The sequence below is a fragment of the Streptomyces sp. NPDC059851 genome (genome assembly GCF_042732005.1).
GTDB lineage: Bacteria > Actinomycetota > Actinomycetes > Streptomycetales > Streptomycetaceae > Streptomyces.
Genome location: NZ_JBHWJJ010000061.1, coordinates 1 through 23,563, shown reverse-complemented (window position 1 = coordinate 23,563; position 23,563 = coordinate 1). Strand labels below are relative to the sequence as shown.

The 23,563-nt window shown below is 69.9% G+C and carries 26 protein-coding genes and 3 pseudogenes; 12 read left to right on the top strand and 17 right to left on the bottom strand.

Annotation, left to right across the window (positions count from 1 at the left end; translation table 11 throughout):
- The first annotated feature begins 85 nt into the window (after positions 1–85).
- The gene (locus tag ACFV7Q_RS21295; RefSeq protein WP_385430552.1) at positions 86–283 is read left to right on the top strand and encodes a hypothetical protein; all 198 of its coding nucleotides are present in this window, start codon (positions 86–88) and stop codon (positions 281–283) included.
- 9 nt (positions 284–292) lie between these two features.
- Here the strand turns inward: ACFV7Q_RS21295 and ACFV7Q_RS21290 are convergent, their stop codons facing one another.
- Positions 293–571, bottom strand: coding sequence for a hypothetical protein (locus ACFV7Q_RS21290; RefSeq protein WP_385430530.1), 279 nt, complete (start codon positions 569–571; stop codon positions 293–295).
- A gap of 617 nt (positions 572–1,188) precedes the next feature.
- Positions 1,189–1,488, bottom strand: coding sequence for a hypothetical protein (locus ACFV7Q_RS21285; RefSeq protein ID WP_385430528.1), 300 nt, complete (start codon positions 1,486–1,488; stop codon positions 1,189–1,191).
- A 440-nt stretch (positions 1,489–1,928) separates the two neighbouring features.
- Here ACFV7Q_RS21285 and ACFV7Q_RS21280 point away from each other — a divergent pair, with 440 nt between their 5' ends.
- Together ACFV7Q_RS21280 and ACFV7Q_RS21275 are read left to right on the top strand one after the other, a co-directional pair.
- On the top strand, positions 1,929–2,312 hold the full coding sequence (locus ACFV7Q_RS21280) for a VOC family protein (RefSeq protein ID WP_385430527.1): 384 nt from the start codon (positions 1,929–1,931) through the stop codon (positions 2,310–2,312).
- A gap of 630 nt (positions 2,313–2,942) precedes the next feature.
- Positions 2,943–5,402, top strand: coding sequence for a SpoIIE family protein phosphatase (locus ACFV7Q_RS21275; RefSeq protein WP_385430526.1), 2,460 nt, complete (start codon positions 2,943–2,945; stop codon positions 5,400–5,402).
- 576 nt (positions 5,403–5,978) lie between these two features.
- Here ACFV7Q_RS21275 and ACFV7Q_RS21270 read toward each other — a convergent pair.
- Positions 5,979–6,710 carry an SDR family oxidoreductase gene (locus ACFV7Q_RS21270; RefSeq protein WP_385430524.1) on the bottom strand — a complete coding sequence of 244 codons (732 nt, stop codon included), beginning with the start codon at positions 6,708–6,710 and terminating at the stop codon, positions 5,979–5,981.
- Positions 6,711–6,805: 95 nt separating this feature from the next.
- Here ACFV7Q_RS21270 and ACFV7Q_RS21265 point away from each other — a divergent pair, with 95 nt between their 5' ends.
- Both ACFV7Q_RS21265 and ACFV7Q_RS21260 read left to right on the top strand, forming a co-directional pair.
- Positions 6,806–7,657, top strand: a complete 852-nt coding sequence (locus ACFV7Q_RS21265) for a LysR family transcriptional regulator (protein WP_385430522.1) — start codon at positions 6,806–6,808, stop codon at positions 7,655–7,657.
- Between the two features lie 360 nt (positions 7,658–8,017).
- Positions 8,018–8,143, top strand: a complete 126-nt coding sequence (locus ACFV7Q_RS21260; RefSeq protein WP_385430520.1) for a hypothetical protein — start codon at positions 8,018–8,020, stop codon at positions 8,141–8,143.
- A 762-nt stretch (positions 8,144–8,905) separates the two neighbouring features.
- Here the strand turns inward: ACFV7Q_RS21260 and ACFV7Q_RS21255 are convergent.
- On the bottom strand, positions 8,906–9,271 hold the full coding sequence (locus ACFV7Q_RS21255) for a DoxX family protein (protein WP_385430518.1): 366 nt from the start codon (positions 9,269–9,271) through the stop codon (positions 8,906–8,908).
- A 60-nt stretch (positions 9,272–9,331) separates the two neighbouring features.
- Here ACFV7Q_RS21255 and ACFV7Q_RS21250 point away from each other — a divergent pair, with 60 nt between their 5' ends.
- Positions 9,332–10,213 (top strand): LysR family transcriptional regulator, encoded by an 882-nt coding sequence (locus ACFV7Q_RS21250; protein WP_385430516.1) that lies wholly within the window; start codon positions 9,332–9,334, stop codon positions 10,211–10,213.
- 333 nt (positions 10,214–10,546) lie between these two features.
- Here ACFV7Q_RS21250 and ACFV7Q_RS21245 read toward each other — a convergent pair.
- The 3 genes and pseudogenes from ACFV7Q_RS21245 to ACFV7Q_RS21235 form a co-directional block, all read right to left on the bottom strand.
- Positions 10,547–11,180 (bottom strand): annotated as a pseudogene (locus ACFV7Q_RS21245) (transposase); the annotation flags it as partial.
- A 38-nt stretch (positions 11,181–11,218) separates the two neighbouring features.
- Entirely contained in the window at positions 11,219–12,592 is a 1,374-nt protein-coding gene (locus ACFV7Q_RS21240; protein ID WP_385430514.1) for a carotenoid oxygenase family protein, read from the bottom strand.
- Positions 12,589–13,212 (bottom strand): TetR/AcrR family transcriptional regulator, encoded by a 624-nt coding sequence (locus ACFV7Q_RS21235; RefSeq protein ID WP_385430513.1) that lies wholly within the window; start codon positions 13,210–13,212, stop codon positions 12,589–12,591. The genes ACFV7Q_RS21240 and ACFV7Q_RS21235 overlap by 4 nt, the downstream gene beginning before the upstream one ends.
- A gap of 78 nt (positions 13,213–13,290) precedes the next feature.
- On the opposite strand from ACFV7Q_RS21235, the gene ACFV7Q_RS21230 reads away from it, so the two are divergent.
- A complete protein-coding gene (locus ACFV7Q_RS21230) occupies positions 13,291–13,437 on the top strand; it encodes a hypothetical protein (RefSeq protein ID WP_385430511.1) in 147 nt (48 codons plus the stop codon).
- A gap of 5 nt (positions 13,438–13,442) precedes the next feature.
- Here ACFV7Q_RS21230 and ACFV7Q_RS21225 read toward each other — a convergent pair whose 3' ends face one another.
- From ACFV7Q_RS21225 to ACFV7Q_RS21195, 7 genes and pseudogenes are all read right to left on the bottom strand, one after another.
- A complete protein-coding gene (locus ACFV7Q_RS21225; RefSeq protein WP_385430510.1) occupies positions 13,443–14,072 on the bottom strand; it encodes a hypothetical protein in 630 nt (209 codons plus the stop codon).
- A gap of 27 nt (positions 14,073–14,099) precedes the next feature.
- Positions 14,100–14,297: pseudogene (locus ACFV7Q_RS21220) on the bottom strand (site-specific integrase); the annotation flags it as partial.
- Positions 14,298–14,708: 411 nt separating this feature from the next.
- Entirely contained in the window at positions 14,709–15,173 is a 465-nt protein-coding gene (locus ACFV7Q_RS21215) for a barstar family protein (RefSeq protein ID WP_385430508.1), read from the bottom strand.
- Between the two features lie 367 nt (positions 15,174–15,540).
- Complete coding sequence (locus ACFV7Q_RS21210) at positions 15,541–15,762, bottom strand: hypothetical protein (RefSeq protein ID WP_385430506.1); 222 nt, start codon at positions 15,760–15,762, stop codon at positions 15,541–15,543.
- Positions 15,763–16,044: 282 nt separating this feature from the next.
- The gene (locus ACFV7Q_RS21205) at positions 16,045–16,668 is read right to left on the bottom strand and encodes a hypothetical protein (RefSeq protein ID WP_385430504.1); all 624 of its coding nucleotides are present in this window, start codon (positions 16,666–16,668) and stop codon (positions 16,045–16,047) included.
- A gap of 174 nt (positions 16,669–16,842) precedes the next feature.
- Positions 16,843–16,971, bottom strand: a complete 129-nt coding sequence (locus ACFV7Q_RS21200; RefSeq protein ID WP_385430502.1) for a hypothetical protein — start codon at positions 16,969–16,971, stop codon at positions 16,843–16,845.
- Between the two features lie 335 nt (positions 16,972–17,306).
- Positions 17,307–18,779, bottom strand: a complete 1,473-nt coding sequence (locus ACFV7Q_RS21195) for a sialidase family protein (RefSeq protein WP_385430501.1) — start codon at positions 18,777–18,779, stop codon at positions 17,307–17,309.
- 326 nt (positions 18,780–19,105) lie between these two features.
- On the opposite strand from ACFV7Q_RS21195, the pseudogene ACFV7Q_RS21190 reads away from it, so the two are divergent.
- A pseudogene (locus ACFV7Q_RS21190) lies at positions 19,106–19,286 on the top strand (DUF3291 domain-containing protein); the annotation flags it as partial.
- A gap of 120 nt (positions 19,287–19,406) precedes the next feature.
- Here the strand turns inward: ACFV7Q_RS21190 and ACFV7Q_RS21185 are convergent.
- On the bottom strand, positions 19,407–20,378 hold the full coding sequence (locus ACFV7Q_RS21185; RefSeq protein WP_385430550.1) for a methyltransferase: 972 nt from the start codon (positions 20,376–20,378) through the stop codon (positions 19,407–19,409).
- 132 nt (positions 20,379–20,510) lie between these two features.
- Positions 20,511–21,341, bottom strand: coding sequence for a helix-turn-helix domain-containing protein (locus tag ACFV7Q_RS21180; protein WP_385430499.1), 831 nt, complete (start codon positions 21,339–21,341; stop codon positions 20,511–20,513).
- 221 nt (positions 21,342–21,562) lie between these two features.
- Between ACFV7Q_RS21180 and ACFV7Q_RS21175 the strand changes: the two genes are divergently transcribed.
- The 4 genes from ACFV7Q_RS21175 to ACFV7Q_RS21160 all read left to right on the top strand — a co-directional run bounded on the left by ACFV7Q_RS21175 (position 21,563) and on the right by ACFV7Q_RS21160 (position 23,003).
- Complete coding sequence (locus ACFV7Q_RS21175) at positions 21,563–22,168, top strand: ankyrin repeat domain-containing protein (RefSeq protein WP_385430497.1); 606 nt, start codon at positions 21,563–21,565, stop codon at positions 22,166–22,168.
- Positions 22,137–22,343, top strand: a complete 207-nt coding sequence (locus ACFV7Q_RS21170; RefSeq protein WP_385430496.1) for a transposase — start codon at positions 22,137–22,139, stop codon at positions 22,341–22,343. The genes ACFV7Q_RS21175 and ACFV7Q_RS21170 overlap by 32 nt, the downstream gene beginning before the upstream one ends.
- A complete protein-coding gene (locus ACFV7Q_RS21165) occupies positions 22,340–22,621 on the top strand; it encodes a transposase (RefSeq protein ID WP_385430495.1) in 282 nt (93 codons plus the stop codon). Before ACFV7Q_RS21170 ends, ACFV7Q_RS21165 begins: the two co-directional genes overlap by 4 nt.
- A 130-nt stretch (positions 22,622–22,751) precedes the next feature.
- Entirely contained in the window at positions 22,752–23,003 is a 252-nt protein-coding gene (locus ACFV7Q_RS21160) for a transposase (RefSeq protein WP_385430548.1), read from the top strand.
- Here ACFV7Q_RS21160 and ACFV7Q_RS21155 read toward each other — a convergent pair.
- The coding region (locus ACFV7Q_RS21155; RefSeq protein WP_385430493.1) for a LuxR C-terminal-related transcriptional regulator at positions 22,968–23,563 on the bottom strand (596 nt) is incomplete at its 5' end. The genes ACFV7Q_RS21160 and ACFV7Q_RS21155 overlap by 36 nt on opposite strands.

Below are 23,563 nucleotides of genomic sequence, written 5' to 3'. Positions count from 1 at the left end.
GCTTGTTGGTGAGTGCGGCGAACCACCGCTCCACCAGGTTCAGCCGGGACGACCCGGTCGGGGTGAAGTGCAGGTGGAACCGGGGATGGTTGAGGAGCCCAGCCTCCAGCGATTCGCCCGGCATCTGGAGCGTGACCTCGACGCCGTTACTGCTGGACTCTCGCAGCCGTGGAACTCCGAAGTCGTCGAAGGCCCTGTCAACCGCATCAAGATGCTGGAGCGCCAGATGGTCGGCCGCGCCGGCTTCGAACTCCTACGCAAGCGCGTCCTGCTCTACTCCTGAAAAGGCTGCTCAGGACTCGTCGTCGACCAGCCCGAACGCTTCCGGGAACTCTTCCAGGAACTCGCGACGAGCCGGGTCGGTCTCGGCGGCTGCCATCTCCCCCACCAGCTCAACCAGTTCCTGCCGCTGATCATTCGGCAGCGTGCTGACCACATGGGCAACACCCTCCATCACCTTGACCGCGGCGTCCTGATCCATCTGCTCGTCTTCGCTGCCGTCGATGAACCACAGGACGTCGACCAAGGCCTCGGCCAAGGCACGAGTCAGGGACGGGTACGAAGACGTCACGATGGTCTCCCAGCAGATCAACGGCAGAGTCAGGCCATCCCACCACACACCACCGGCATCACTTTCCGTGAGCCTCCACGGAAAGTGGACCAGAGCCGCTACTGGCTGACGAAGCCAGCTGCTCGGCGGCTGCCACCAGGTGCGGCCGCCGGTCCTGGACCAGCGCCCCACGACTGGTCTGCACCAGCACGGCGCCGCGCGGGCCGGCCGGGGTCCATTGGAAGAGCGGGATCGCTTCGGGGACCTCGGCCGGGGTGAGGCGGATGGGTGCTGCCGGATGAAGATCCGGGAGGAGAGCATCGGCTCGCGGCGCAGCACGGTGTGGGCTCCGGCGCCGCCAACGAAGACGGTCGCGATCTGGGCAGCCGGGTGGACAACCCTCGTGCCGGCCTCCGACAGAGCAGGGGGAGACGCTCCCTCGGCCGTACGACCGAGGAGGTGCTGCACCACCTCGTCCAACCGGGAGTCGGCGGCTACATGCGCGATGCAGTGGCCGGGCAGCGTGAGGGCGGGGAAGTCCTCGCGCAGTCGGTCGGGTGCAGGGGTTCCAGGACGCTGCGCGCGTCTTCGGCAGAGGGTGCCAGTGACCCGCGCCGGTGACGCCTCGCGTCCGCGGATCAGAACAACGAAGGCACCTGCGTCCACACGTACATCGTGATGATCAGGTGAAGCAGACACACTGCCAGGGCCGACTTCCATCGGCGGGATACGACGGCCGTGACGCCAAGGAAGAGAACGGACAGGATGATGCAGAAATTCGCGCCGGCCCTTACGTCCTGGTCGGTCGTCGGGGTCATTTCTCTGCCCATCGCCGGGACGCTCAGGGCCAGCATGAAGGCGGCGAGGGCGTAGAGGGCCGCCGCCAGGGTCGCGCGCAGCCACAGGGCCAGAGCCCGGTTCTCCAATATCACAGCCATTCCGTCCACCTTGTGTGAAGTGCCCGCCGGGCAGTGGGGATCTCCGCTACAACGGGCGCACGCGAGATCACAAGCCTCGTTCCGTCTGTCCATTGTCATGGCTGGGAACCTCGACCGGAGCGGCCCATCGAAACGGGTCGTGCGGCAGTCATGTCGCCGGTGTCGGCAACCACGGCGACCGACGTGGGCTGGGCGGGCCGTGGCGTCCGGCTACCGTGGGATGGTGGTCACCGCAGTGCCCGCATCGTGCCCCAACGCCACGTCAGCTCAACCCGAGGCCGCCGAGCTCCTGGAAATCATCCCGGCCGCTGTCGCCGCACTCTGTGAACGCGTTGACCACGCACCAGCCGCAGCCGCAGCCGCAGGCATCGCCGTGCAGCCGCACAAGTCAGTGCCGATGAAGGACAGGAACTGTCCTATATGACTGCCACACTACCCACATGACGACCTTCCGTGGCCTCGCCACCATCCGCTACCACGCCGACGACCTGGCCGCCGCCCGCGCCTGGTACACCGAAGTCCTGGGCGTGGAGCCGTACTTCGTACGACCCGACTACATCGAGTTCCGACTCGGCGACCACCTGCAGGAGTTCGGCATCTCGCGTACCCCCTCCGCCCCGGCGGGTGTGGTCGCGTACTGGCACGTGGACGATGTCGACGCGGAGATGGCCCGGCTGCTCGGGCTCGGCGCGAAGGAGCACGAGCCACTGCGCGACTACGGCGACTTCCGGGCCGGAGCCGTACTCGACCCGTTCGGCAACGTCCTCGGCGTAATGTACAACCCGCACTACCTGGAGGTGCTGGGCGCCCGCTGCCCTGGGTGACCGCGCCCCGAAGGCGCCAGCACCGTCCGGCACGGGTGTCGTGCGCCATGTGCGTCTCAGTGCCGGGCGCGCGTTGTCCGGTCCGGCCCCGTCCCCCGTCGTCTTACGTCGAGCCGGGGCTTCAACGGCCCACCGGTGCGCCCGTCCGCCGGAAGGGTGTTCGCGGCCCGTGCCGACACCGAGGCCGTCGCAGGCGGGGACGCCCCTGCCAGCACCAGGGCGAGCGAGGCGAGACCCCTCCCGTCAGCCGGTGTGCCCGCCTCGGCAAGGGGCCCCGCATGTTGCTGGTGGCCCCACCGACTGGACTCTGTACGAGGGGACGGGGCTCTACCCGCTCAGCCCCGAATAGCGAGTACGCAGCCGGACCGGACCGTCCTCCCCGAATCGATCGTCCGGTGCAGGAGGGCGAACGAACGTGCCGCCCTCGCGCCGGGCACGGCGCCACCGTTCCACCGACCGCACACCCACCCGCAGGCCCTTCGCCGCCGCCGCGGTCTTCACACCCGCCGCGAGCCTCTCGCCGCACCTCCCGGCATACCTCAGGAAGCCCCAACCGTCACGATCTGCGATCGCCGTGTCACGCCGGGCTGGCGGGTTGGTGCCGGCGAGTGACCTGCGCAGACTGGAGGTGTGCGCGAGACGATCGGCGATGGGACGGCGGAGCGCGAGCAATTGCTCGCCGCAACCATCGTCGAGGCCGTAGACACAACCGGCGCGTATGCGGGGAGTATCTTTCTTCGCTCCCGCGACCGCCGGTCCCTCGTGCTGAGCGCGACCTACGGGACAACGCCCTCCCTGCTCGGTGGCTGGCGTCTCATCCCGGTGAGCAGTCCCATTCCCGTGGCCATGGCGTACAGCACCGGGCGCACCGTCCACCTGGCCGACGCGGACGAGACGATGCGAAGGTTTCCCCAGCTCGCCGTAGCGCTGCCGTACGCCTTCGGCTCCTGCTCCGTGCCGGTGGCCGCACGTGGGGAGACTTTCGGATCGCTGGCGATCGTCTGGGCGACCTCACCCGGCAACGCGAACGTTTCCAAGACCCAGCGGCGCCGCAGGTTGCGCTCCCTCGCCGGCCGGCTCGGTGACTCCCTGGTCGCCCTGCGTGCCCGTACCGGCGATCCGGTGGAATGCGATCCCGGCACGGCTCCGGTCGAGATCCCGGCGCCCGCCGCCAGGGCCGTGCGGGTGGGCTTGTTCGACTGGGACCTGCCGTCCGGCACCTTCACCGTGGACGATGAGTTCTGCGCGGCCTTCGGTTTCGACCCCGGCGCATTCGACGGCCGAGCCGAAACGCTGGCTGCCTGCCTGCATCCCGGTGATCTCGCCGCGTTCCGGGCCCTTGCCCGGGAGGCAGCCGGCGAAGGCCGGACCACCGCGTGCCGCCTTCGGGTACGGGAGCGCGGGGTCGGCAGCGAAGGCCACCACACGGTGGAGGTGTGGGCGCGCCTACTGGAGACCGACGATGCGCGGGCGCGCACCCACCTGGTCGGTTCGGTCGTGGACGCCCGGGCGGGCCATGCGGCGCTCGTCGCGGTCGAGCGGTTGCGGGACGGGGTGTTCTCGCTCGCCCCCGACGGGCGGCTGACCTACGTCAACCACAGCGCCCTGCGCTTGTGGGGCGTTTCCGGTGAGGAGGTGCTGGGCCGGGTTCTGTGGGACGCGGTGCCCTGGCTGTCGGACCCGGACATCGAGTACCGGCACCGGTCAGCGATGATCTCCCAGACGCCCTCGTCCTTCCTGGCCCGCCGCCCGCCCGACCAGTGGCTCGCCTTCTCCCTCCACCCCCAACGGGACGGGGTCACCGGGCGGGTGGTCCCCGACACACGTCCCCCACCGGCGTCAGCGGTCGGTGCCTCCGAGGCCGGAGGGGTGCCGGCGCGGATGGGCGTCATGTACCACGTCCTGCAGTTGGGCAGCGCGCTGACTGAGGCGGTCACGGCACGGGAAGTCTGCCAGGTCCTGGCCGACCAGCTGCTGCCGGCGTTCGGGGGACAGCAACTGGCGATCTATGTGGTCCGCGGCAAGACGATGCACCGGCTCTTCCACACCGGCCGCCACGAGGACTTCCTCGACTGGCTGGAGGGCGTTCCGCTGCACGCCCGCCTGCCCGGTACGGAGACGCTCACCTCCGGTGCGCCGCTGTTCATCGAGTCGCAGCAGGACCTCTCCCGGGGATACCCCGGCATCCCCGTCGGAGAGGTGAGCTCCTGGGCGTATCTGCCCCTGATCGCCTCCAGCCGCCCTGTCGGCACCTGTGTCCTGGGTTTCGACGAGGCCCACCGCTTCACGGAGAAGGACCGCGGCGTCCTCACCGCACTCGCCGGGCTGATCGCCCAGGCCCTGGAACGGGCGCGGCTCTACGACTCGGAGTTCGCCGTCGCCCGGGGCCTGCAGCAGACACTCCTTCCGCACAGGCTGCCAGTGGTCCCAGGGATCCGTGCCGTCGCGCGCTACCTGCCCGGCACCAGCGGAATGGACATCGGCGGCGACTGGTACGACGTCATCCCCGTCGAGGACGGGGTCGCTCTCGTCATCGGAGACGTACAGGGGCACAGCATCGCCGCCGCGGCCACCATGGCCCAGCTGCGCAGCGCAGTACGGGCCTTCACGGCTGTGGGCGACGCACCCGGCGATGTGATGGCCGGAGTCAACCGGACCCTCATCGATCTCGACCCCGGGCTCCTGGCCAGCTGCTGCTACATCCGCGTCGAACCCCGCAGCCACCAAGCCCACGCCGTAACCGCCGGGCACCTTCCACCCATGCTCCGCCGTCCCGACGGCCCGACCGGCGCCCTCGACCTCGACGTCGGCCCACTCCTCGGTGTGGAGCCCACGAGCGCCTATCCCCCGACCGGGATCGCCCTACCGCCGGGGTCCCTCCTCGCCCTCTACACCGACGGCCTGGTCGAGGAACCGGGGGCCGACATCGACGTGGGCATCGACCGCCTGCGGACGTCCCTGGCCCACGCCCACGCCCAATCCCTGGACGAACTCGCCGACCGGCTGCTGCACAACGCCCGGCGCTCCTCCTACCGTGCCGACGACATCGCGCTGCTCCTCACCGAGCACTCCCGTCACGACGCCCCATGACACGCCGGACCGGCGTCACTGCTCGACCTGCGGCGCGTTCGCGGACGGGCCGGGCAGCCAGTCGCGCGCCGGGTCGTACTCCAGCCATCGGCTTCGCCTTGCAGATCGGCCGGGTCGCAGACTGGACGGAGACCGCCGACACTGGTCGACCTGCGAGAGCGCCGCAGGCGGCGCGAAGCCCGAGATGAAGGTCGAGATCGTAGACGCGACCATCGCGAACCGGTAGACACTGCCCGTCGGCCGCCGCCGGAAACCAGCAGGGGCGGTCGTGACGGGATGCGGTGGTCGGCCATGAGGGTGTGCTGCCCTTGCGGTTCGGACCCCGCAGGTCACGCTTGTTGGAACCAGATGGTCACGCTGCTTGCAACCTGCGGTGAGTTGCCATTCACGTGGGAACCGGTCGCGAGTCTTCGGCGTTCGCGCGCTGACAGACGCTTCCCTGAGTCACACGCGCCCACCCGGCCGGCCTGGTCGGCGCAGCGGATGAACGGATCTGCCAGCAGAGCCTTCAACGACACGGTTTGTCCCCGACTCGGGCGAAGCGCCTCACCCGGCGGGTGATGACCGCCGTGCGCATCACCAGGGCACTACGCCGGCGTCGTCGAAGAACTGGCCGGTCGGGCCGTCGTCGGGCAGGGTCGCGAGTTTGATGGCGATCGCCGCGCCCTGTTCGGGGGTGCGCACGCCGCGGAAGCCGTTGAGGTCGGTCGCGACGTAGCCGGGGCAGCCGGCGTTGATCAGGATGTTCGTGCCGCTCAGCTCCCGGGCGTACTGGAGGGTGACGGCGTTCAGGAACGTCTTCGACGGCGCGTACGCCACGGCCACCGGACCCGCCGTCTGCTCGGCAGCGGTTCCTGACTGCCGGGTGAGGGAGCCGACACTGCTGGACACGTTCACGATCCGCGGTGCGGCAGAGCGGCGCAGCAGCGGCATCATCGCGTTGGTGACGCGGATGACGCCGATCACGTTGGTCTCCACGACCGTCCGGATGGTGGCGGGATCGATTTGGGTGGGCTCCTGCGGCATGCCGCCGGCGATGCCGGCGTTGTTGACGAGCACGTCGAGGCCCCCGGCCTGTTCCTCGATCAGCCGTGCGGCGGCGGTGACGCTCGCGTCGTCGGTCACGTCCAGTGGTACGCCGAACGCGTCGACGCCGGCCGCGCGCAGTCTTTCCACCGCGGCCTTACGACGCTGATCGTCGCGTGCGCCGACTCCGACGCTCCAGCCGAGGGCGCCGAGGCCCGCGGCGATCTCGTAGCCGATTCCCTTGTTCGCGCCGGTGACCAGCGCAATCGTTCGCTCACTCATGGGGACCATGCTGCCGTCGGACTCCAGCGGGGGTCCAAGACCGATCGGGTGGGCGACGATACCGGCCGGGTATTGATCGGGGGTAGCGTGGCCGTATGGAGACCCGGGAACTGCGCTACTTCGTCGCGGTCGCTGAAGAGCTGCACTTCGGGCGCGCCGCGCAGCGGCTCGGGATCGCGCAGCCGCCCCTGTCACGGGCGATCCAGCAGCTCGAACGCAGGCTCGGGGCAACGCTGCTGGATCGGACCAGCCGCACCGTCACGCTGACCGAGGCCGGTTCGGTGCTGCTGTCCGAGGGCCGCGCGGCCCTCGACGCGGTCGACGCTGCTGAACGCCGGACCCGCCGCGCCGCGCTTGCCACCACCGGCCGTCCTGGCCTGGTCCTGGTCACGAAGGCCAGCGCGTCCAGAGAACTGCTGGCGAAACTGCTCGACGCGTACGCCGCCGAACCCGGGGCGGTCCCGGTCGAGGTCAACCTGTGCGGGCCGGCCGAGCAGGAACGACTCCTGCGCGAGGGCCGGGCCGACGTGGCGCTGCTGCACCGGCCGTTCGACTCGACGGCCGGGTTCGACACCGAAGAGCTCGGCACGGAAGGCCAGGTTGTGGTCCTGCCGGCCGGGCATCCGCTCACTGTCCGGGCCCATGTGTACATGGCCGACATCACCGGGCTGCCGGGCCTGCCCCTGCCACGTTGGCCCTACCCCGACGGCACCTACCCGCCCGGCCCCGGCCCGCTGGTCCGCGACCACGCGCAGCTGTTGCAGCTCGTCGCGCTCGGCCGTGCCTGCGCGGTCTCACCGGAGTCGTGCCGAGCCCAACTGCCCGGTGACCTCGCCGCCGTCCCCGTGCTGGACGCGCCGACAGTCACCACCGTGATCGCCTGGCCACCGCACAGCCGGTCCAGAGCCGTCGCCGACCTTGTCCGGACTGCGACACGTCTCTACTAGTTCCCACATGCCTGGTCAGGTTCCACCCATCGCGGCCCGGCTCAAGTAGCCACGGAGCAGTTTCGGCGTCGCTTGCCAACAAGCGTGCTGATTTGCCAGCTTGCTGCGTCGTCGCAGCCACAGGGGGAGAGTTCTCCCCTCCCCCTGGCGCCGGACTCTGTCCACATGGCCCCAGCCCCAGCATCGGTGCCGAGGCCGCCGCGAACAGCGAGGCAGCCCGTACATGAGGAGCCGCATGCCCGACACCGCGCCACTCGTCCCGATGGCCCCGCACGCGGCCATCAGCGCCTGCAGGTACCCCCGGGCCGTCCAGGCCGGTGACGTCGAAGCCGCCAGCGGTTCGCCAGCGCCGAGCCGCGAATGGCCAAACAGCTCGTCGACGTCGTCGAGCGGATCGTCGTCCCCGTCACCGCCCTGCCCGACCCGGAGGCGGGCGAGCCGTCCACGGAGACCTTCGCCCTGAGGCCCTCGGGCGAGTCCTGGTAGCCACCCTCCTGCGAACCTGGGCGCAGGCCGGGCCGGACGCAGCAGAAGGCATCGCCTGCGCCGTCATCGACTTCCCCGTGCAGTTCCTCACCGGACGACCACGAGGACGTCGCCGATGTCCTGCGCGAGTTGGAGGCCTCGGAGTGGGCCAGCCCCTCGCCGCCCACCCCGCACCGGCCGGAGCCCACCCGGCGCACCTCTCCATCGTGTAGTGCGCATCGTGGACGGCGGTGGTGGTGCGCACCAGGTGCACGGCCTCAGTGGCGGGCGGGAAGCCATCACCAACGCGCGCCAACACGGCGGCGCGGCCGGCCGTCGGGCGGCCAGGGCCGGGGCACCGCGGGCGCGAGCGGCAGCCCGGCCTGCAACGCCTCGAACGACCCGCCTCCGTGTCCCACACGACCAGCTCGCGTCAAGGACCAGGCCGTGCGGCAACTGCCCCTCGGCGGCTGCCACCAGGTCCGGCCACCGGTCCTGGACCAGCGCCCCGCAGCGGGTCTGCACCAGCACCGTGCCGCCCGGCCCGGCCGGGCACCGGCCGGGGTGAACAGCAGCGCCCGGTGCCCGTCCAGCTCCTGCTCGTACGCCACACCCGCCCGCACCGCAGCCCGGCCCGGAACCGACTCCGCGACCTGCGCCAGCATCGGCTTCACCGCCGGCCTCAGCGCCACAACGGGCTCCCCTCCCTGGCCCCTTGCCAGGGTCACTGACCCGTCGCGGCGAAGGTTGAGTGTTCTCCTCGAACATTGAGTGGTGCCGCCATCAGGCGGACACGGTCAATGCCAGCGAGGCAACGGCGGTGGCGAAGTAGAAACCGGGAAACGCGAGGTTGTAGAGCACGCGGGCGCGGAAATGGAAGGCGAGCGCGCCCAGGTAGAGGAGGACGAGGCCGCAGGCCGCGGCGGCGCCGAGGAGACGCGGTGCGGCGTCGAAGAGGCCGAGGAGGAGGCCCGCCGCACCGGCCAGCTTGAGGGCGGCCAGCCAGGGCAACCAGGATCGGGGGACGCCCACCTCCGCCGAGTTGGCCAGCACGAAGCGCGCCCCGGCGAGGTCGGCGGCCGCGATACCGACGTTGACGGCGGCGGTGAGCAGGGTGACGACGAGGAGCGCGAGCTGGGTGCCGGTCATGCCTCCAGGGTCCGCGAGCACTTCGTCACCGTCCAATACCTGCTCCTATAACCTGGTGGCATGGACCTGGACACGCGTCTGCTCCGATACTTCGCCGTGGTGGCGGAGGAGGGCAGCCTGACCGGGGCAGCGGAGAGGCTGTTCGTCTCGCAGCCTGCGCTGACCAAGCAGATCCGGCGCCTGGAGGACGGTCTCGGGGTACGGCTCTTCACGCGCTCGCTGTCGGGGATGACGCTGACCGAAGCTGGTCGTGAGCTCGCCTCGCGGGTGCCCGCACTGCTGGACGGCTGGGACGAGGCGGTGCAGGCAACGGGCCGGGCGGCGCGGGTGCTGCGCCTGGGCTTCTTGGACGCTGGCGCGGTGGGTGCCGTTCCTGAGGTCATCGCCGAGTTCCGCCAGGCGCGACCGGAGTGGCGGGTGGAACTGCGGCAGTGCGACTGGTCGGACCCGAGCGCGGGCCTGGCCCGGGGTGAGGTGGATGCGGCAGTGCTGCGTTTGCCGTTTCCGGGGCAGGAGAGGTTGACGGTGCGGGAGTTGTTCGTTGAGGAGCGTGGGGTGCTGCTACCGGCTCGGCATCCGCTGGCGAGCAGCGAGACGGTGGAGTTCTGGGAGCTGGCGAACGAGCCGTTCGTCGCGGCCGGAGCCGAGACCGGAGCCTGGAGGGAGCACTGGCTGGCCACCGAGGAGCGCGACGGACACCCCGTCCGGGTCGGCGCGGTCACCAGCCGCCCCGATGAGTGGCTCGGAGCAGTGGCTGGCGGCTGCGTGGCGCTCGCCCCGGCGTCGGCGGCCCGTTTCTACTGCCACCCGGGCGTGGTGTTCCGTCCGGTCTCCGGGGTCTCGCCCAGCCGGGTGGGGTTGGCCCGGCCTCGGCGGCGGACGCACGAGGCGGCACTGGATGAACTGCTGGAGGCCATCGCGCGGCGGCTGAGCCGGAGTTGACGACGAGGGCCGACGGACCGCCGACGCGCTGCGCGGCCGGATCGGCACCACTCCCGGCGCCGACCGCGTTGAACGGCTCGCCCGCCATGTGCACACCTGCGGCGACTGCCCGTGACGGGTGCGCAAGGCCTCGACCCCGACCGTACCAAACCGAGGGCACTCAAGGTTCGATGAGAAAACTCAACCTTCACTGCGCCAGGTCAGTCACCGACCGTCCGCCCTGCCAGCGTGACCGGTGGCGCACAAGATCGAGCATGCTATCTCATGATGGTGCTGTACCTTCCCCACCGCACCGACCGAACCACGTAGACCGCGTCCTATGCGGCGAGGGGTGAGCCGCTCGTAGCAGCAGATCGCTGCTGCGAGGCCGAGGAAGGCCAGGTGGTTGAGGGGATGGCGTTCGTAGCGGTGGTTGAGTCGGGCGGTAGCCGGCGAGCCAGGACATGGTCCGTTCGATCACCCACCGGCGGCGTCCGAGTCGTTCTGACGACTCGATGCCTTTGCGGGCGATGCGGACGCCGATCCGTTTGCCGCGAAGCCATTTCCGCAGTTCAGATATGTCGTAGACCTTGTCGGCGTGCAGGCGCTGGGGCTTGAAGTGGCGGCCGCGGTGGGATCGTGTCTCGTTTGGTTGCCGAGCACCATGGGCTTCAGGGCTTGGCTGGTCGAGCAGGCCGGCGTCGTCGAGCCGGTGCAGGATCCCCTCGTGGAGCCGGCCCCCGACTCCGGCCCGGGACCAGATCAGGAACCGGCGGTGGGCTGTGGACTTCGATATCCCGAAGCAGGGTGGCAGGGCCCGCCAGGCGCAGCCGCTGACCAGCACGTGGATGATCGCGGCGAACAGCGTCTCATCAGGCGTGTCCTGCGTGCCGCCGCCCTGCGGTCGGATCTTCGACGGCGGGATCAACGGTTTCGCGATCTCCCACAGTCCGTCCGGAACAATCCAACGCCCCGTACCCCGCCCCATGACGAGCCCAATGACCCATGGCCACATAGGACACGCTCTTAAGTGGGTGTACCCCCGGGGGCATCAGCGACCCAATTTCCGTGGAGTCCCAACGGTACGCGCACGGGCAGGTGAACGCGGGCGACGGGCTCACCCGTGAAATCCTGCGCCGAGAGGATCACCAGGTCGGCGGCACCGCGCTCGGGGTTGTGCACGTATGCCATGACGTAGCCGTCGTCCTCGGCAGTGGGCGACTCGGCGGGGACGAACACACCCTCGCCCACGGCGCCGAACCGCCCGAACTCGTGTGCCTCGGTCGTGCCCCGCAGCAGGTCGTGCTTCAACAGAGCGTTGCTGAAACCCTCGTCCGGTCGGGGGTCGTCGGGGCTGGTGGGCGGCGCGTAGAGCTCGACCACAGCGGAGTAGCCGTAGCGATAGGGGCGAGCAAGGTAGCAGGGGTTGAGCCGCGGGAACTCCTGGATGCGGTCGTCGAGCCGCTCCTCGTGAACCCGGCCCTCGGACAGGTCGACCGTCCAGCGCTCCAGGGTGGGACGGCTGGCGCCGACGTTCCTGATGTCGAAGCCCTCGGGGTGCCGAACGAGGTCGATGACGACGTCCGTGCCGTCCTCGTAGGCGTTGAGCGTGTGGCCCACCAGGCTCGGCGCGACCTCGAACCAGCGGACCTCGCCGCCCGCCCTGGGCATCACTCCCACCCGTGCTTGGTGGGTGTCATCCCAGGTGAAGGGGACGCCGGTCGACAGATGGGGAGCACTGAACACGACGGGCGCGTCGAAAAGGACCACATGGTTGTCGGTCAGCGCGAAGTCGTGCATATAGGGGTTGCCGGGCGCGTGGACCAGGGTGCTGCGCACCACCGTGCCCGCGGCGTCCATCACGATGTGCTGGACGTGGTCCGAGCCGTACAGGAAGCCGAGCGAATGCAGCTCGCGAGTGTGCGGGTCGAAGACGGAATGGGCGTTCGCGCTGTAGCCCTCGGGCGTCGCGCCGAGGTCGCACGGTCCGACCGTGTCCAGGTCGTAGGTGAGTTCGTACGGGCGTATGCCGCCCTCCAGCAGCGTGAACGTACGGCCCGCGAGTCCGGCGACCTGCACGTTCGGGGCCATGTCCAGCCGCTCGTCGACCGGGGTGCCGCGCCGTGGTTCCCCGAGCCGATCGGCGACCGAGGTGGAGCGGACCCATCGGTTGCGGTACCACTCGGCGCGACCGTCTCGGATGCGCACGCCGTGGACCATGCCGTGGCCGAGTGTCCAGATGTGGGCCGCGGGATCTTCGACCCCGAGCGGGTTGGGGCCGGTGCGCAGGTAACGGCCGTTGAGGTGGTCCGGTAAGCGTCCGGTGACAGGCAGGTGGAACGCCGTGACCTCCTCGGTGACCGGTGCGAAACTCCCCGACAGGTAGCGGTTGGTCGTCATGAAGTCCGTCCTGGTTGTTGGTCGGTGGCGGAGAACGCGTGTCCCAGCGCGGCCATCAAGGTCTCGTAGCGGCGGGCCGCGACGTCGGGCGGGAAGTGCCCGGCGATCTCCAGGCTCACCGCGCCGTGCGCGGCGGCCCAGAAGAGCTTTGAGATTTCGCCCGCGTCACCCGGCCCGAAGACGCCGGACTCGATGCAGGCCTCGACGGCGGCGACCGAGGCCTCGAAGGCGGTCTCGGCCGAGGCCAGCGCCTCGGCGCTGGGCCGATGGCCGGGGACCGCCTGCCCGAACATCAAGCAGTAGTAGCCGGGTTCGGCAAGGGCGTGACTCCGGTAGGCCGTACCGAGGTCTGTGAGGTGCGTCAAGGCATCGTCCGATCCGGACACGCGCTGCTGTGCTGCGCGCAGCCGGGCGAACCCTTCCTGGTGGAGGGCGTCCACCAGGCCTTCCTTCCCGCCGAACATGGTGTAGAGGACCTTGGTGGATGAACCGATCTCGGTGGCGATCCGGCGCATGGTGAGGGCAGCCGGGCCTTCCGCGGCCAGCAGGCCGATGGCACAGTCGAGGATCGTGGTGCGGACGGCCTCTTGGCCGACGCGCTGGGCGTCTTGGTAGGACATGATCACGGTAACAACGTATCTCATGGGAAACGCTGTTATCACCCTTCCGGAACGGTGAGCCGTACCGGATCAGGCATCGTGACGTCGTGGCACGCCGGTCACTCACGGCTCGGGTTCGAGGAGGAGCGGGCGCTGGGCCTGGTCGCAGCACTGCCGGTACTGGCCCTGCGGGAGCGGTTCGGGTCCCGGCCGAGATCCGCAACTCCGGTGGACGCCGCCTGGTGATGCCGTCACGGCCGAAGGCCCTGCGGACGGCCGCGCGCCTGACCGCTGTCCCGGCCGCCAGGTGCGGCGGCGACCCCGTGCAGCCGCGGGACTGAATCCCTGGTCGACCTGCGGATCAGCAACCTCCACAGCACGTTGAACCCAGCCCTGAAACCGTTCGGCTCGGCAAGGAATCCGCGGTCGGGGTCTTCGGCCTCATGGACACCGATCAGAGCGACAAGGTCAGCAAAGCCCAGTTCGAGCAGTACCTGAAGGCCCGGAACGTCACCACCCCGGGTGCCGCCGACGAGTGCGAGCAGCTCGCCGGCGGCGACGGATTCCTCACCGCCGACGATCTCGGCAGGGCGCTCCGTGCCTTCTTCGCCGCCCCGAACCCCGGCTGCCCACAGCGCTGGCTTCACGCCGCTGTTCTCCGTGTGACACCACGGACCGCCGACCGCGAAGCGGGTCCGTAGCGCTTGCGATGACAGCAGCGGCGCCGCAGCAAGATGGCCTCGCCCTGCACGCGCCAGCGGCCGGCTGTTGACGTACAGTTCAGCGTCCCGGCCGCCGACCACGAACAGCACGCCTCCGCGCTGGACGGGGACCATCACCGTGCCGACTGCCTCGGAGGCCTTGCCCTCGCGCACCAGCACCGCGGTGGCCTCGTGGGCGGCGGCCGATCAGCGGCGGCCGTCGCCCGGGGCCAGCAGGCTGGTGATGCCCGCGACGGCCTCCGCCGAGGGCTTGAAGTAGCGGCGGACGTTCTCCGGCTTCTTGTGCCGGGACCCGGCCATCAGCATCAGCTCGGAGGCGCCCTGTTCGCCGAGGTGGGTGAGGGAGGAGTGCCGGTACTCGTGCAGGTCCCACCCCGTGTCCGGCGATCCCGCCGAGCCCGTGCTCCGCGTCGAACCGTGAGAGCTCAGGTCGGTTGCGGCACCGGCGGGATTTGAACCCGCGGACAGATAGGGGCAGGCCCGCCCCGTCCCCGTCAGTCGCCGTGAGCGGGACCTCGCCCACGTCGATCGCAATGGGCCGCTCTGCCACGGCACCGCAACCTGTGGGAATGCGCGCACTCCCGTTCCGACTCAGGGTAGAGACATCGTCCACCACTGACGACTCATTACCTGGGCCTGTGCCAGACGGATGCCTCACTACCTCCGGAGCGTCTGGTCACGGACCGGCTGGTAGCTGTCCAAGTCGGCCGTGGGGGAAGACCACGCCACGTCCATCTACCGGGCCGAACTTCACGTAACCGGCATCTTCCTCAGGTCCGCAAGATGTAGCCCGTCCTACGATGAGGGCGTCTCTTTCAGGTATGACCGCAACTGTTCCTTCAGGGGCGCGACGGATGCGGCAGCGCACGACATGACCACCACGAGCCTGCCGAGTTCGATGCCCTCGGGCTTCTGCGTGTACGACCATCGCCGTCCGGCCCGCAGCAAGCCCTTGAAGAACGTCCGCTGTTCGGAGATGTCGCCCGGCAGCATCTCGTCCGCAGCCTCGATGATCAGTACGTGGTGGTCCGCAGACAGCCAGTTCAGATCACGCAGACAGTCGTGGAGGGCATTCCAGTTCCAGCCGAAGTAATCGGGCAACCGTAAACCGTCGTAGAACTGTTGGAAAACGGCGTCCGTGTCACGCATCTCACGGCCGTCGAGCCGAGCTACGTACGTCTTGCCGGTCGCGGGAAGCAGCAGCTCGACTGGCACAGCGCCTGATTCCGGAACCACGTGCAACCAGGGCACGGTGTGCATCGCCGCCCTCCCTCCCTCACCAGGCCGCGGACCGTTGCTGACCGCTGACAGCTGAGCTGCAAAGTCTAGATCCGAACGAACGGCTCTACGGCGCATGAGTCAGCAAGCTTCCGAGCAGCTGCCGTCAGCCCGTACGCCTTCGGACGCCGCCCGCAGCATGTGCACATGTGCGGTCACGGCTGCCAGTCACCGGCGGGGAGGAGCACGAACGCGTCGGCGACCCGAGCCTGACGGGCGCCCGGACACGGGAAGGGGTTGGCCGGGTTGCGGTCGGAGGAGCCGCCGTCGTTGATCGGGTAGCCGCCCCGATCCTCGGTGCAGTGGACCCTACGGCCCCTGATCCTCCAGGAGCGCGGCGACGATCCGCTCAGGTGCAGCGACCGCGGTGCAGGCGTGCACGTCGCCGGCAGGCGATCGACGGCGCATCGTCGTCCGACAGGGCATCGTCGCCGAGTGCCGGCAGCAAGAGCAGCAGGCGGGCATGGGGGTTGGTGGTGCTGCCGCCGGACAGGCCGCTGTCCGCTGCGCGGATCAGCTTGGGCCACGACAGGCCGGGGCCAATGAAGTGACCGTCGTCCGCGCGAGGCACGCGGCCGCATCCCAGTCGGGATGGTGCACGGCTTCGTACACCACGTCCAGCCAATGGATGCGTCTCCGGGTGGAGCGTCACGCAGGCCATCGCCCTCGGCCGAATCCCTGCGACGGCGATCACCTGGGGTTTCGAGGGACACCATCCCAGACGCTGTTTTGCCCGGTCACCTCGACTGCACCAGTGGGTGTGATGCGCTCCCAGTTGGCACCGCTCGCCAGCTGTGGCGCTCGGCTCGGTGTGGCCAGCGCGAGCAGGTCGCGTGCACCGCGCTGCTGACGGCTAGGGCAGACCCACCAGGCCCCAACCGCGGCGGGCAGCAGCCTCCGTGGTCACGTCGCCCCATTCACGCAGCAGCGCGGTGAAGGCCTCGAAGGTGTCCGGGCGGCCTGCCCAGCCCGCGCACTCCGCCGCGAACGGCTCGCGCAACGCCTCAAGGTGGGGCTCGACTCGCTTCCAGGCGGCGGCCTTGACCGCAACTGTCTCCGGCGGGCAGACCAGAAGAAAATGCGGACGCCAGCGGTCGGTGACCGGCGGGAAGAATCCCCCGCCCCCCGTCAGCGCAGGATCGTCGGCCGGATCCGCATCCCAGATCAGATTACCGAGAAAGGTGTCCACCGCCTCGCGCACTGACGGGTCGACCAAGAGGCGCAAGTCGTCCCATGCCTCGCCCGCGTGTGCATGCGGGCGGTAGGCGCCGGTGGTGGAGAAGAAGTCGTACTCAGCGCACCATGCCACCCCAGGCACCGGGGGCCACTGCCAGCCGCCGGCCCGCTCGTACCGTAGGTGGCCGTCGTCGAGCTCCGGCGGCCAGGTCGTGTCGTGAAGTGCTTCGATCCGGTCCTCGACGGGGAAACGGCACAACCGTTCCCAGTCCGCCATGAACAACGAGAGATCCAAACCCATCACCGCAGCATAGGCGGGCCCCCGCGCAGCACCGACGCGGGCCGCCCCTCCCGTTGCACGCCGGCAGCACCCCGCGAGCCCTTGGTACGCCGACCGTTGGCGGGTGGGCGGGATCAGGTCAGGTGGCCCAGGGCAGTCGTGCCGCCTCGATCTCCGTGTCGTCGAGGAGGGCCTCTACGAGTGGCGCGGGGCGGCCACCTCGGTGGCCCAGAGCTCGTAGTCCGTGCAGAAGCCCCAGGACCGGTCCCGGGGCCAGATGTTGGACGGGCTCCAGCCGTCCTCGTCGGGGTGGTAGTACAGCACTGTGGCGTCCGCGAGTGCGCCGGTTCGGGTGTGCAGGTTGTCGAAGGCCTCGGCCCCGTCCAGCTACGGGTTGTACGGCATGGCCGAACGTCCAGCCGGCCCAGTGGGCACGGCGCAGATCCTGCTTCGGGTTCTTCGCCCTGGCGGTGAAAGTGTACGAGGCAGCCGGCTTGGGCCGCCGGATGGACGGGGAAGGCTCCGGGCACTCCCAGCCGCCACCACCGGTGAAAGGCAATGACTGTGATCCAAGGCAGATGGTGGTAGGCGCTGCTCAGCGGCCACACGATCGGTTCAAGCGGTTTCGGGGCGGGCGGCGGCGACGGCGCCCGGGTAGGTCACCGGGTGCGGAAACGGCCGCTGTACACGTCCGTACGGTTTTGTGGTGCTCCGGAGTGGGTCTCGGTCAGCACCGCCCGTACTCCCTTGCCGTCTGCCGCCAGGCCTTGGTAGTCGCCGAGGAAGTAGCCCCCGGCGAACGGCGCCTGCAGCCAGTCGAAGACCCGCGAGATCCGTCGTTCAGTCCGGAGCTTCGGGTTTCCGTGCGGCAGCGTGGCCAGCTGGTAGGCGGTGGGCAGGGTGGTGGTGTCGCCCGGCTTGAGGAAGCGCAGGTCGTAGTAGGTGAGCGCGACCGTGCCTCGTTCGTCGACCGCGATCGACGGGGAGAAGGCCGGCACGCCCTCCGGGCTGATCAGCTCCGGGGTCCCCCAGGTGCGTCCGCCGTCGGTGGAGCGCACCAGTTGGACGGAGTCGAACTTTCCACCGGAGAAGTCCGAGCCCTCGTAGGCCATGTACAGCGTGCCTGTCTTCGGGTCGACGGCCGGGCTGGGCAGGGTGGCCGCGGCGCGCAGCAGCTCGGTGGGGTCGTTCGGGTTGACCTCCGGTACGGAGGTGTCCCGCGCCACGGTGGTCGGGGCGCTCCAGGTCTTCCCGGCGTCGGTCGAGGTGACCACCGCGTAGTGGGCTTCGACGACGGTGCTCAGGTCGTCGGAGTAGGTGATCCGGTCGAAGAAGTCGTACAGGGTGCCGGTGCGCCGGTCGACGACGATCACATGGCCGATGGTCTGCGTGTTGGGCACGGTACTGGTGTCGACGAACGGCCGGGCCTCGCTCCAGGTGCGGCCGCCGTCGCGGGTGAGGGAGATGTAGCCCGGACCGTCGAGGGAGCTGGAGCCGGGTGGGTCGTTGTCGAGGCGGTTCCAGACCTGGTAGGCGGTGCCCTTGCGGATCGGGTCGGCGGTGAGTGAGGGCTTGTCGTTGAAGAACGGCTGCTCGTCGACGTGCGTGGTGGTGAGGTTCTGCCAGGTGCGGCCGCCGTCGCGGGACGTGGCAGCCAGGAGGGCGCTGCGCGTGCTCCTCGTGAAGTCGACGCCCTCCCCGCCGGCGTAGACGGTGCCGTCCGGTCCGGTGCTCACCCAGGGGTCGGAGGCCCGTTCGAAGTTCGCGCCGCCCGGGGCGCACAGGCTGAACGGCAGCGTGCTGCGGCGGAAGGTGCGGCCGTCCGTGGTCCAGCTGGCCACCAGGCCACGGGCGCCGCCGTCGTTCCAGCGGTCCTGCTGGAACACGGTAACCACGCGCTTGGGGTCGCGCGGATCGACGGACAGGTACGGCTCGACCTCGGTGCCCGGATAGACGACACTTTCGGGGGACCTCGCGCCGATGGTGCAGTCCGCGTACGGGTCACCGTGGGAGACCTTGGTCAGCGCTGCGCCGTCGGGGCTGCGGTCTGCCGCGGCGGGAGTGGCGCCGGTGACCGTGGTGATCAGGAGTGCGGCGGTGGCGACAGCGGTAAAGGGCAGGGCGGCGCGCATGTGGGATCTCCTCCGGGCCTCGGCGGCCGGGGTGCGGAACCGCCGTCATCGGGGCGGCGGTGGGGCGCGGAGGCATACCGGGACGCGGGGGTGGGACGACTCCGCTTGATCCTTTTCGGCGTCGTGGCCGGTGCCCTTGATGGGCCGGACGGCGGAGCCCTCCCTGGCGTCGACGAGGAACACGGCGGGGCCGAGCGGCGGGGCCGAGCGGTGGTGCCGAGCGGTGGTGCACCGTGCCGGGAGCGCGCTACACCACCGCCCCCTCAGCCAGGTACTCGCCGTCCTGGGCAGGGGTCAGGTTGGGGCGAGGGGGTGGCGGTCAGCGGGTCTCCGACGGTGCGATGCCCCTGGCAGGACGGGGTTTGCAGACTGGAGCACCTCCACGACAACGGCTCCGCGCCGCACGCCTTCACCTTCCACCACCCGTTCGCCTCAGACGGAACCCCGACCAGGATCAGGGGCAGCGGGCAGCGGGCGGCGGGGCCCAAGAGCGACCAGGTCCGCTGACAAGGAAGCCGAAACAACTGGGCGGTCCTCTCCGTCACCGGTCCCGCCAGAAGCACCGAAGCCACTCACCACGCGCGCCGCTTCAACCGGGTGCGCGGTTACTCGGCGCACGGTCTGTGGTCAGCCGGCCTCAGCCTCGATCAGGGAGTACGGGGCGGCCTCCGCGAGCGGGGTGACCGACGTGACGCGCAGGCCCGCCCGGCGGCACACCTCCTCGAAGTCCCCGCGGGTGCGTTCCCTGCCGCCCACGTTGACCATCATGTTGAGGTCGCTCAGGTAGGTGCCCTCATCCTCGGCGCCGACGACCTCGGGAAGCACCGGCTCCACGATCAGCACGACGCCGCCGGGCGGCAGCACCTGGCGGCAGTGACGCAGGATCGTGACCGCACGGTCGTCCGTCCAGTCGTGCAGGATGCTCTTCACCAGGTACACGTCCGATCCCTGCGGGACCGAATGGAAGAAGTCCCCGACGATGAGGGAGCCGCGCTCCTCCAGGCCGTGCCGCGCCAGTGTCTTCGCAGCCTCCGCCAGGCCATCGGCCGTGTCGAAGACCACGCCGGTGAGACCCGGGTGCGCTTCGAGGACGCCGGCCAGGAGTGTGCCGCTGCCTCCGCCGACGTCCGTGACCGAGGCGAACCGGCCGAAGTCGAAAGCGCGCGGCAGCACGGAGGCGGTCTCGGAGACGACCTGGCTCATTGCCGCGTTGAAGTCCGCGGAGAGCTCGGGGTGCCGGGCGAGGTGGCTGAAGAAGTCGGTGCCGAAGACGGAGTCGAACGCGGTCTCCCCCGTACGGACACTGCTGTCCAGGTATTCCCATGCGCGCGTGATCGCCGGATCGGTGAACATCCGGACGAACGACGCGAGGGAGTCGGGGTGGCCGGGGGCGAGGAGCGCGCCCGCCGGGGTCACCGAGAACGTGTCGGGGGCGTGTTCCGCGAGCAGGCCGAGGGCGGTCAGGGCACGCAGCAGGCGTGTCATGGGCTGGTGCGCGGTCCCGGCTCCGACGGCCACCTCGGCAGCTGTGCGCGGCCCGTCGCCGATCAGTTCCACGACCCCCAGGCGGACCGCCGCGCGCAGGGTGTGCGCGGCCATGCTCCCGAACGCGAGCCGGACGACGAGCTCCCGGCCTGCCGCCGTCTGTGCTGCTCGGACCTCGGTGTTCACCACAGGTTTTACTTCCTTCCTCGGAGTCGACCGATCACCGATCGGTCTGGAGAGGGACAGTCAGGGTTCGGTGGACGCGGTCAGGCCGGCCAGTGCGCCGGGCGTGCACCCGGCGAGGGCCTGAACGTCGCGGTGGAGATGGGACTGGTCGGCGTATCCGCACGCCGCGGCGACGTCGCCGGCGCGCTCGCCCGCAAGGAGCGCCCGGGCGGCGTGGTCGAAGCGGACCAGCATGGCGGCGCGCTTGGGGGTCAGGCCGACCTGGGAGCTGAACCTGGCCCAGAGCCGCTTGCGGCTCCACCCGCAGGACGCGGCGAGGTCGCCGACCCGCACTCGGCCCCGGCCGGCCACGATGGCGTCCCAGGCGGCGGCGACCTCGGCCGCCATGGGCGGGGCCCCTGCGGCCCTCTGCCTGAGGAATGCGTCCGTAAGCGCGAGGCGTTCCTGCCACGACGCAGTGTCGGCCAGTTGCTCGCGCAGCAGCCGAGCGTGCCGCCCCCACAGGTCCTCGAGTCCGGTGATGAAGCCATCCAGTTCGAGCGGGGATACGCCCAGCAGGGCATAGGCGGCCCGGGGTGACAACGCCACCTCGATGCATTCGACGCCCTCGCCGTGGATACGGGCCGCACCGGGCGACAGGGAGGCGACCAGACCCCTCAGCGGCCGGTGCCCGGAAGCGCTCTCCACTGTGACCGGGCCGGCTCCGAGCCCGATGACGATGATCACGGCGGGCTGCGGCAGCACCCGCATGTCCAGTCCGCTGGCCATGCGGTCCCGGAACCCGGCCATGCGAACGCCGTCGAGAGAGGTGCCGCCCAGCGGGCGGGCGACCTCCCAGCGGTCATCGGCAGTGCGCTGTGGGGGCGCGTCCCCCGCGTCGTCTCTGGGCATGGCTCAAGGCTCGCTGAAGTCGCAGGCCTTGTCTTGGACGAAAGTTCCGCGGCCGTTCCGCGGTCGATTCAGCGGTCCTGCCGTGTACGGGTCGGATCGGGCGGCGGGCCGGTCGGCCGACGGCCGCGTCCGGCCGGAGACGCCTGCAGCAGCAGAAGCACCGGCGCACGGCCGCCTGGACCGTTTGTCAGCGAAGACGAATGGCCGTGCATGATCGACGTATGGAGATGACGGATCAGCTGGTATGTGCTGCAGGAAATGGCGACGTGAGCGTGGTGGCGCAGTTGCTGGGTGAGGGCGCGGAGGTGGACGCCCCGAGCAGCGATGGGCGTACAGCGCTGGACCTCGCGGCGCATGCAGGGCACACCGGCGTTCTTCGTGTGCTCCTTGCCGCAGGAGCAGACCCGCAGCAGGACGCAGGAGAGTACGGCGAGTCCACGCCGCTGAACCTGGCGGCGATGCACGGACACACGGCCGTGGTACGGACCCTTCTCGAGGCCGGCGCCACCACCGGCGCCCAGGGCAGATTGCGCCATACACCGCTGGTGTTGGCAGCGACCGCAACGGCACAAGGCCATCCGCAGACCGTCGACCTGCTGCTGCACCACGGAGCGGACATCAACGGGGCGATGAAGGACAAGACGCCCCTTGAGTGGGCGGCCGCCTTCGGACAGGTGCGCATGCTGCACCACCTGCTTGCCCTAGGCGCAACACCCACAGCAAAGGCGCTGAGCGCGGCCCGGGCCGGCGCCAAGCGGTCCCCGAGGGCCGCAGCTGAGTACGCGCTCGTCGTCGATGCCCTGCACGCCGCGGGCGTCGAGGACTGAACCTCGGGCCATCCATCTTCGGCGACGAACGACCGTCCTGACCGACGCTGGCGCGGTCACGCTGGCGGTTCCTCGGGACCGCAACGGCGACTTCGAACCGCGGTCGGTCCCGAGAACGCCCGCCGGCTCGCGGGGTCCAACGACCGGATCCTCTCGCTCTACGCGCGCGGGATGAGCGTGCGTGACATCCGCTCCCACCTCGCGCAGATCTATGGGGTCGAGGTCGGCCCCGACCTGATCAGCAAGGTGACCGACGCGGTGATCGACGAGCTGGTGGCCTGGCCGAACCAGTCCCTCGACGCAGTCCGGCCGATCATCTACATCGACGCGCCGTGGGTGAAGATCCGGTCCGGGTCCGTGGTTTCCAAGCTGGTCTACCTGGCCGTACGGCGTCGGCGTCGATATGGACGGCCGCGAGGACGTGCTGGGGCTGTGGGTCGGAGCCGAGGGTGAAGGCGCCACAACCTGAATGGCGGTTCTGTCGAGCTGCGGAACAGGGGCATCGAGGACGTCTGCATCGAGGACGTCTGCATCGTCGCCTGCGACGGGTTGAAGGGCTGGCCGACTCGGTCACCGCCCCCACCTGACGTTCCCGCCGGCCGTGAGGACGGTGGTCTACTCCAGAAACCTGGTCGAATCGATGAACGCTCGCCTGCGCAAGGCCACCCGCATCCACGGCCATTTCCCCTCAGAACAGGCCGCGTTGAAGGTCCTCTACCTCCCGGCCGCGAGCAGATCAACCCGAAAGCGCGCGGCAAGAACCATGTCGCCGCACAGGGGACAGGCACTGAACCAGTTCTCACTCTTCTTCGAGGACCGGCTCAGCATCCAATGACACCAACCGACTTACACAAGAAGCCTGACGTGTCCTCGACCGAGGGTGATAGCGGCCCTCGCGATCAACGTCGGCAGGTTGCGCGGATTCGCCGGGTGCGACGAGTCCTGTCTCGTAGGCGAGGACTACCGCCTGTGCTCGGTCGCGCAGGGTCAGCTTGGCGAAGATACGGGCCACGTGGGTCTTCACCGTCGCTTCGCTCAATGTCAGTTCCCGGGCGAGTTCCGTGTTGGACAGGCCCTTGCCCATGAGTGTCAGTACCTCGCGTTCGCGTGGTGTCAGTACGGCGAGGTCGCGGTGGACGGCGTGGGGTGCCAGGCCCGTAGCGGTCCGGCCGGTGGTGGAGGCGTAGCGTTCCACCAGGCGGCGGGTGATCGAGGGGGCGAGCAGTGCGTCGCCGGTGTCGACGAGGCGTACGGCGGCTGCCAGGTGGGCGGGCGTGACGTCCTTGAGGAGGAAGCCGCTGGCCCCGGCGGCGAGGGCGGCGTATACGTAGGAGTCGAGGAGACGGGCACACGTGCCCGCACAGCGCGGTGAAGCAGGAAGCCCCCGGAAGGGTC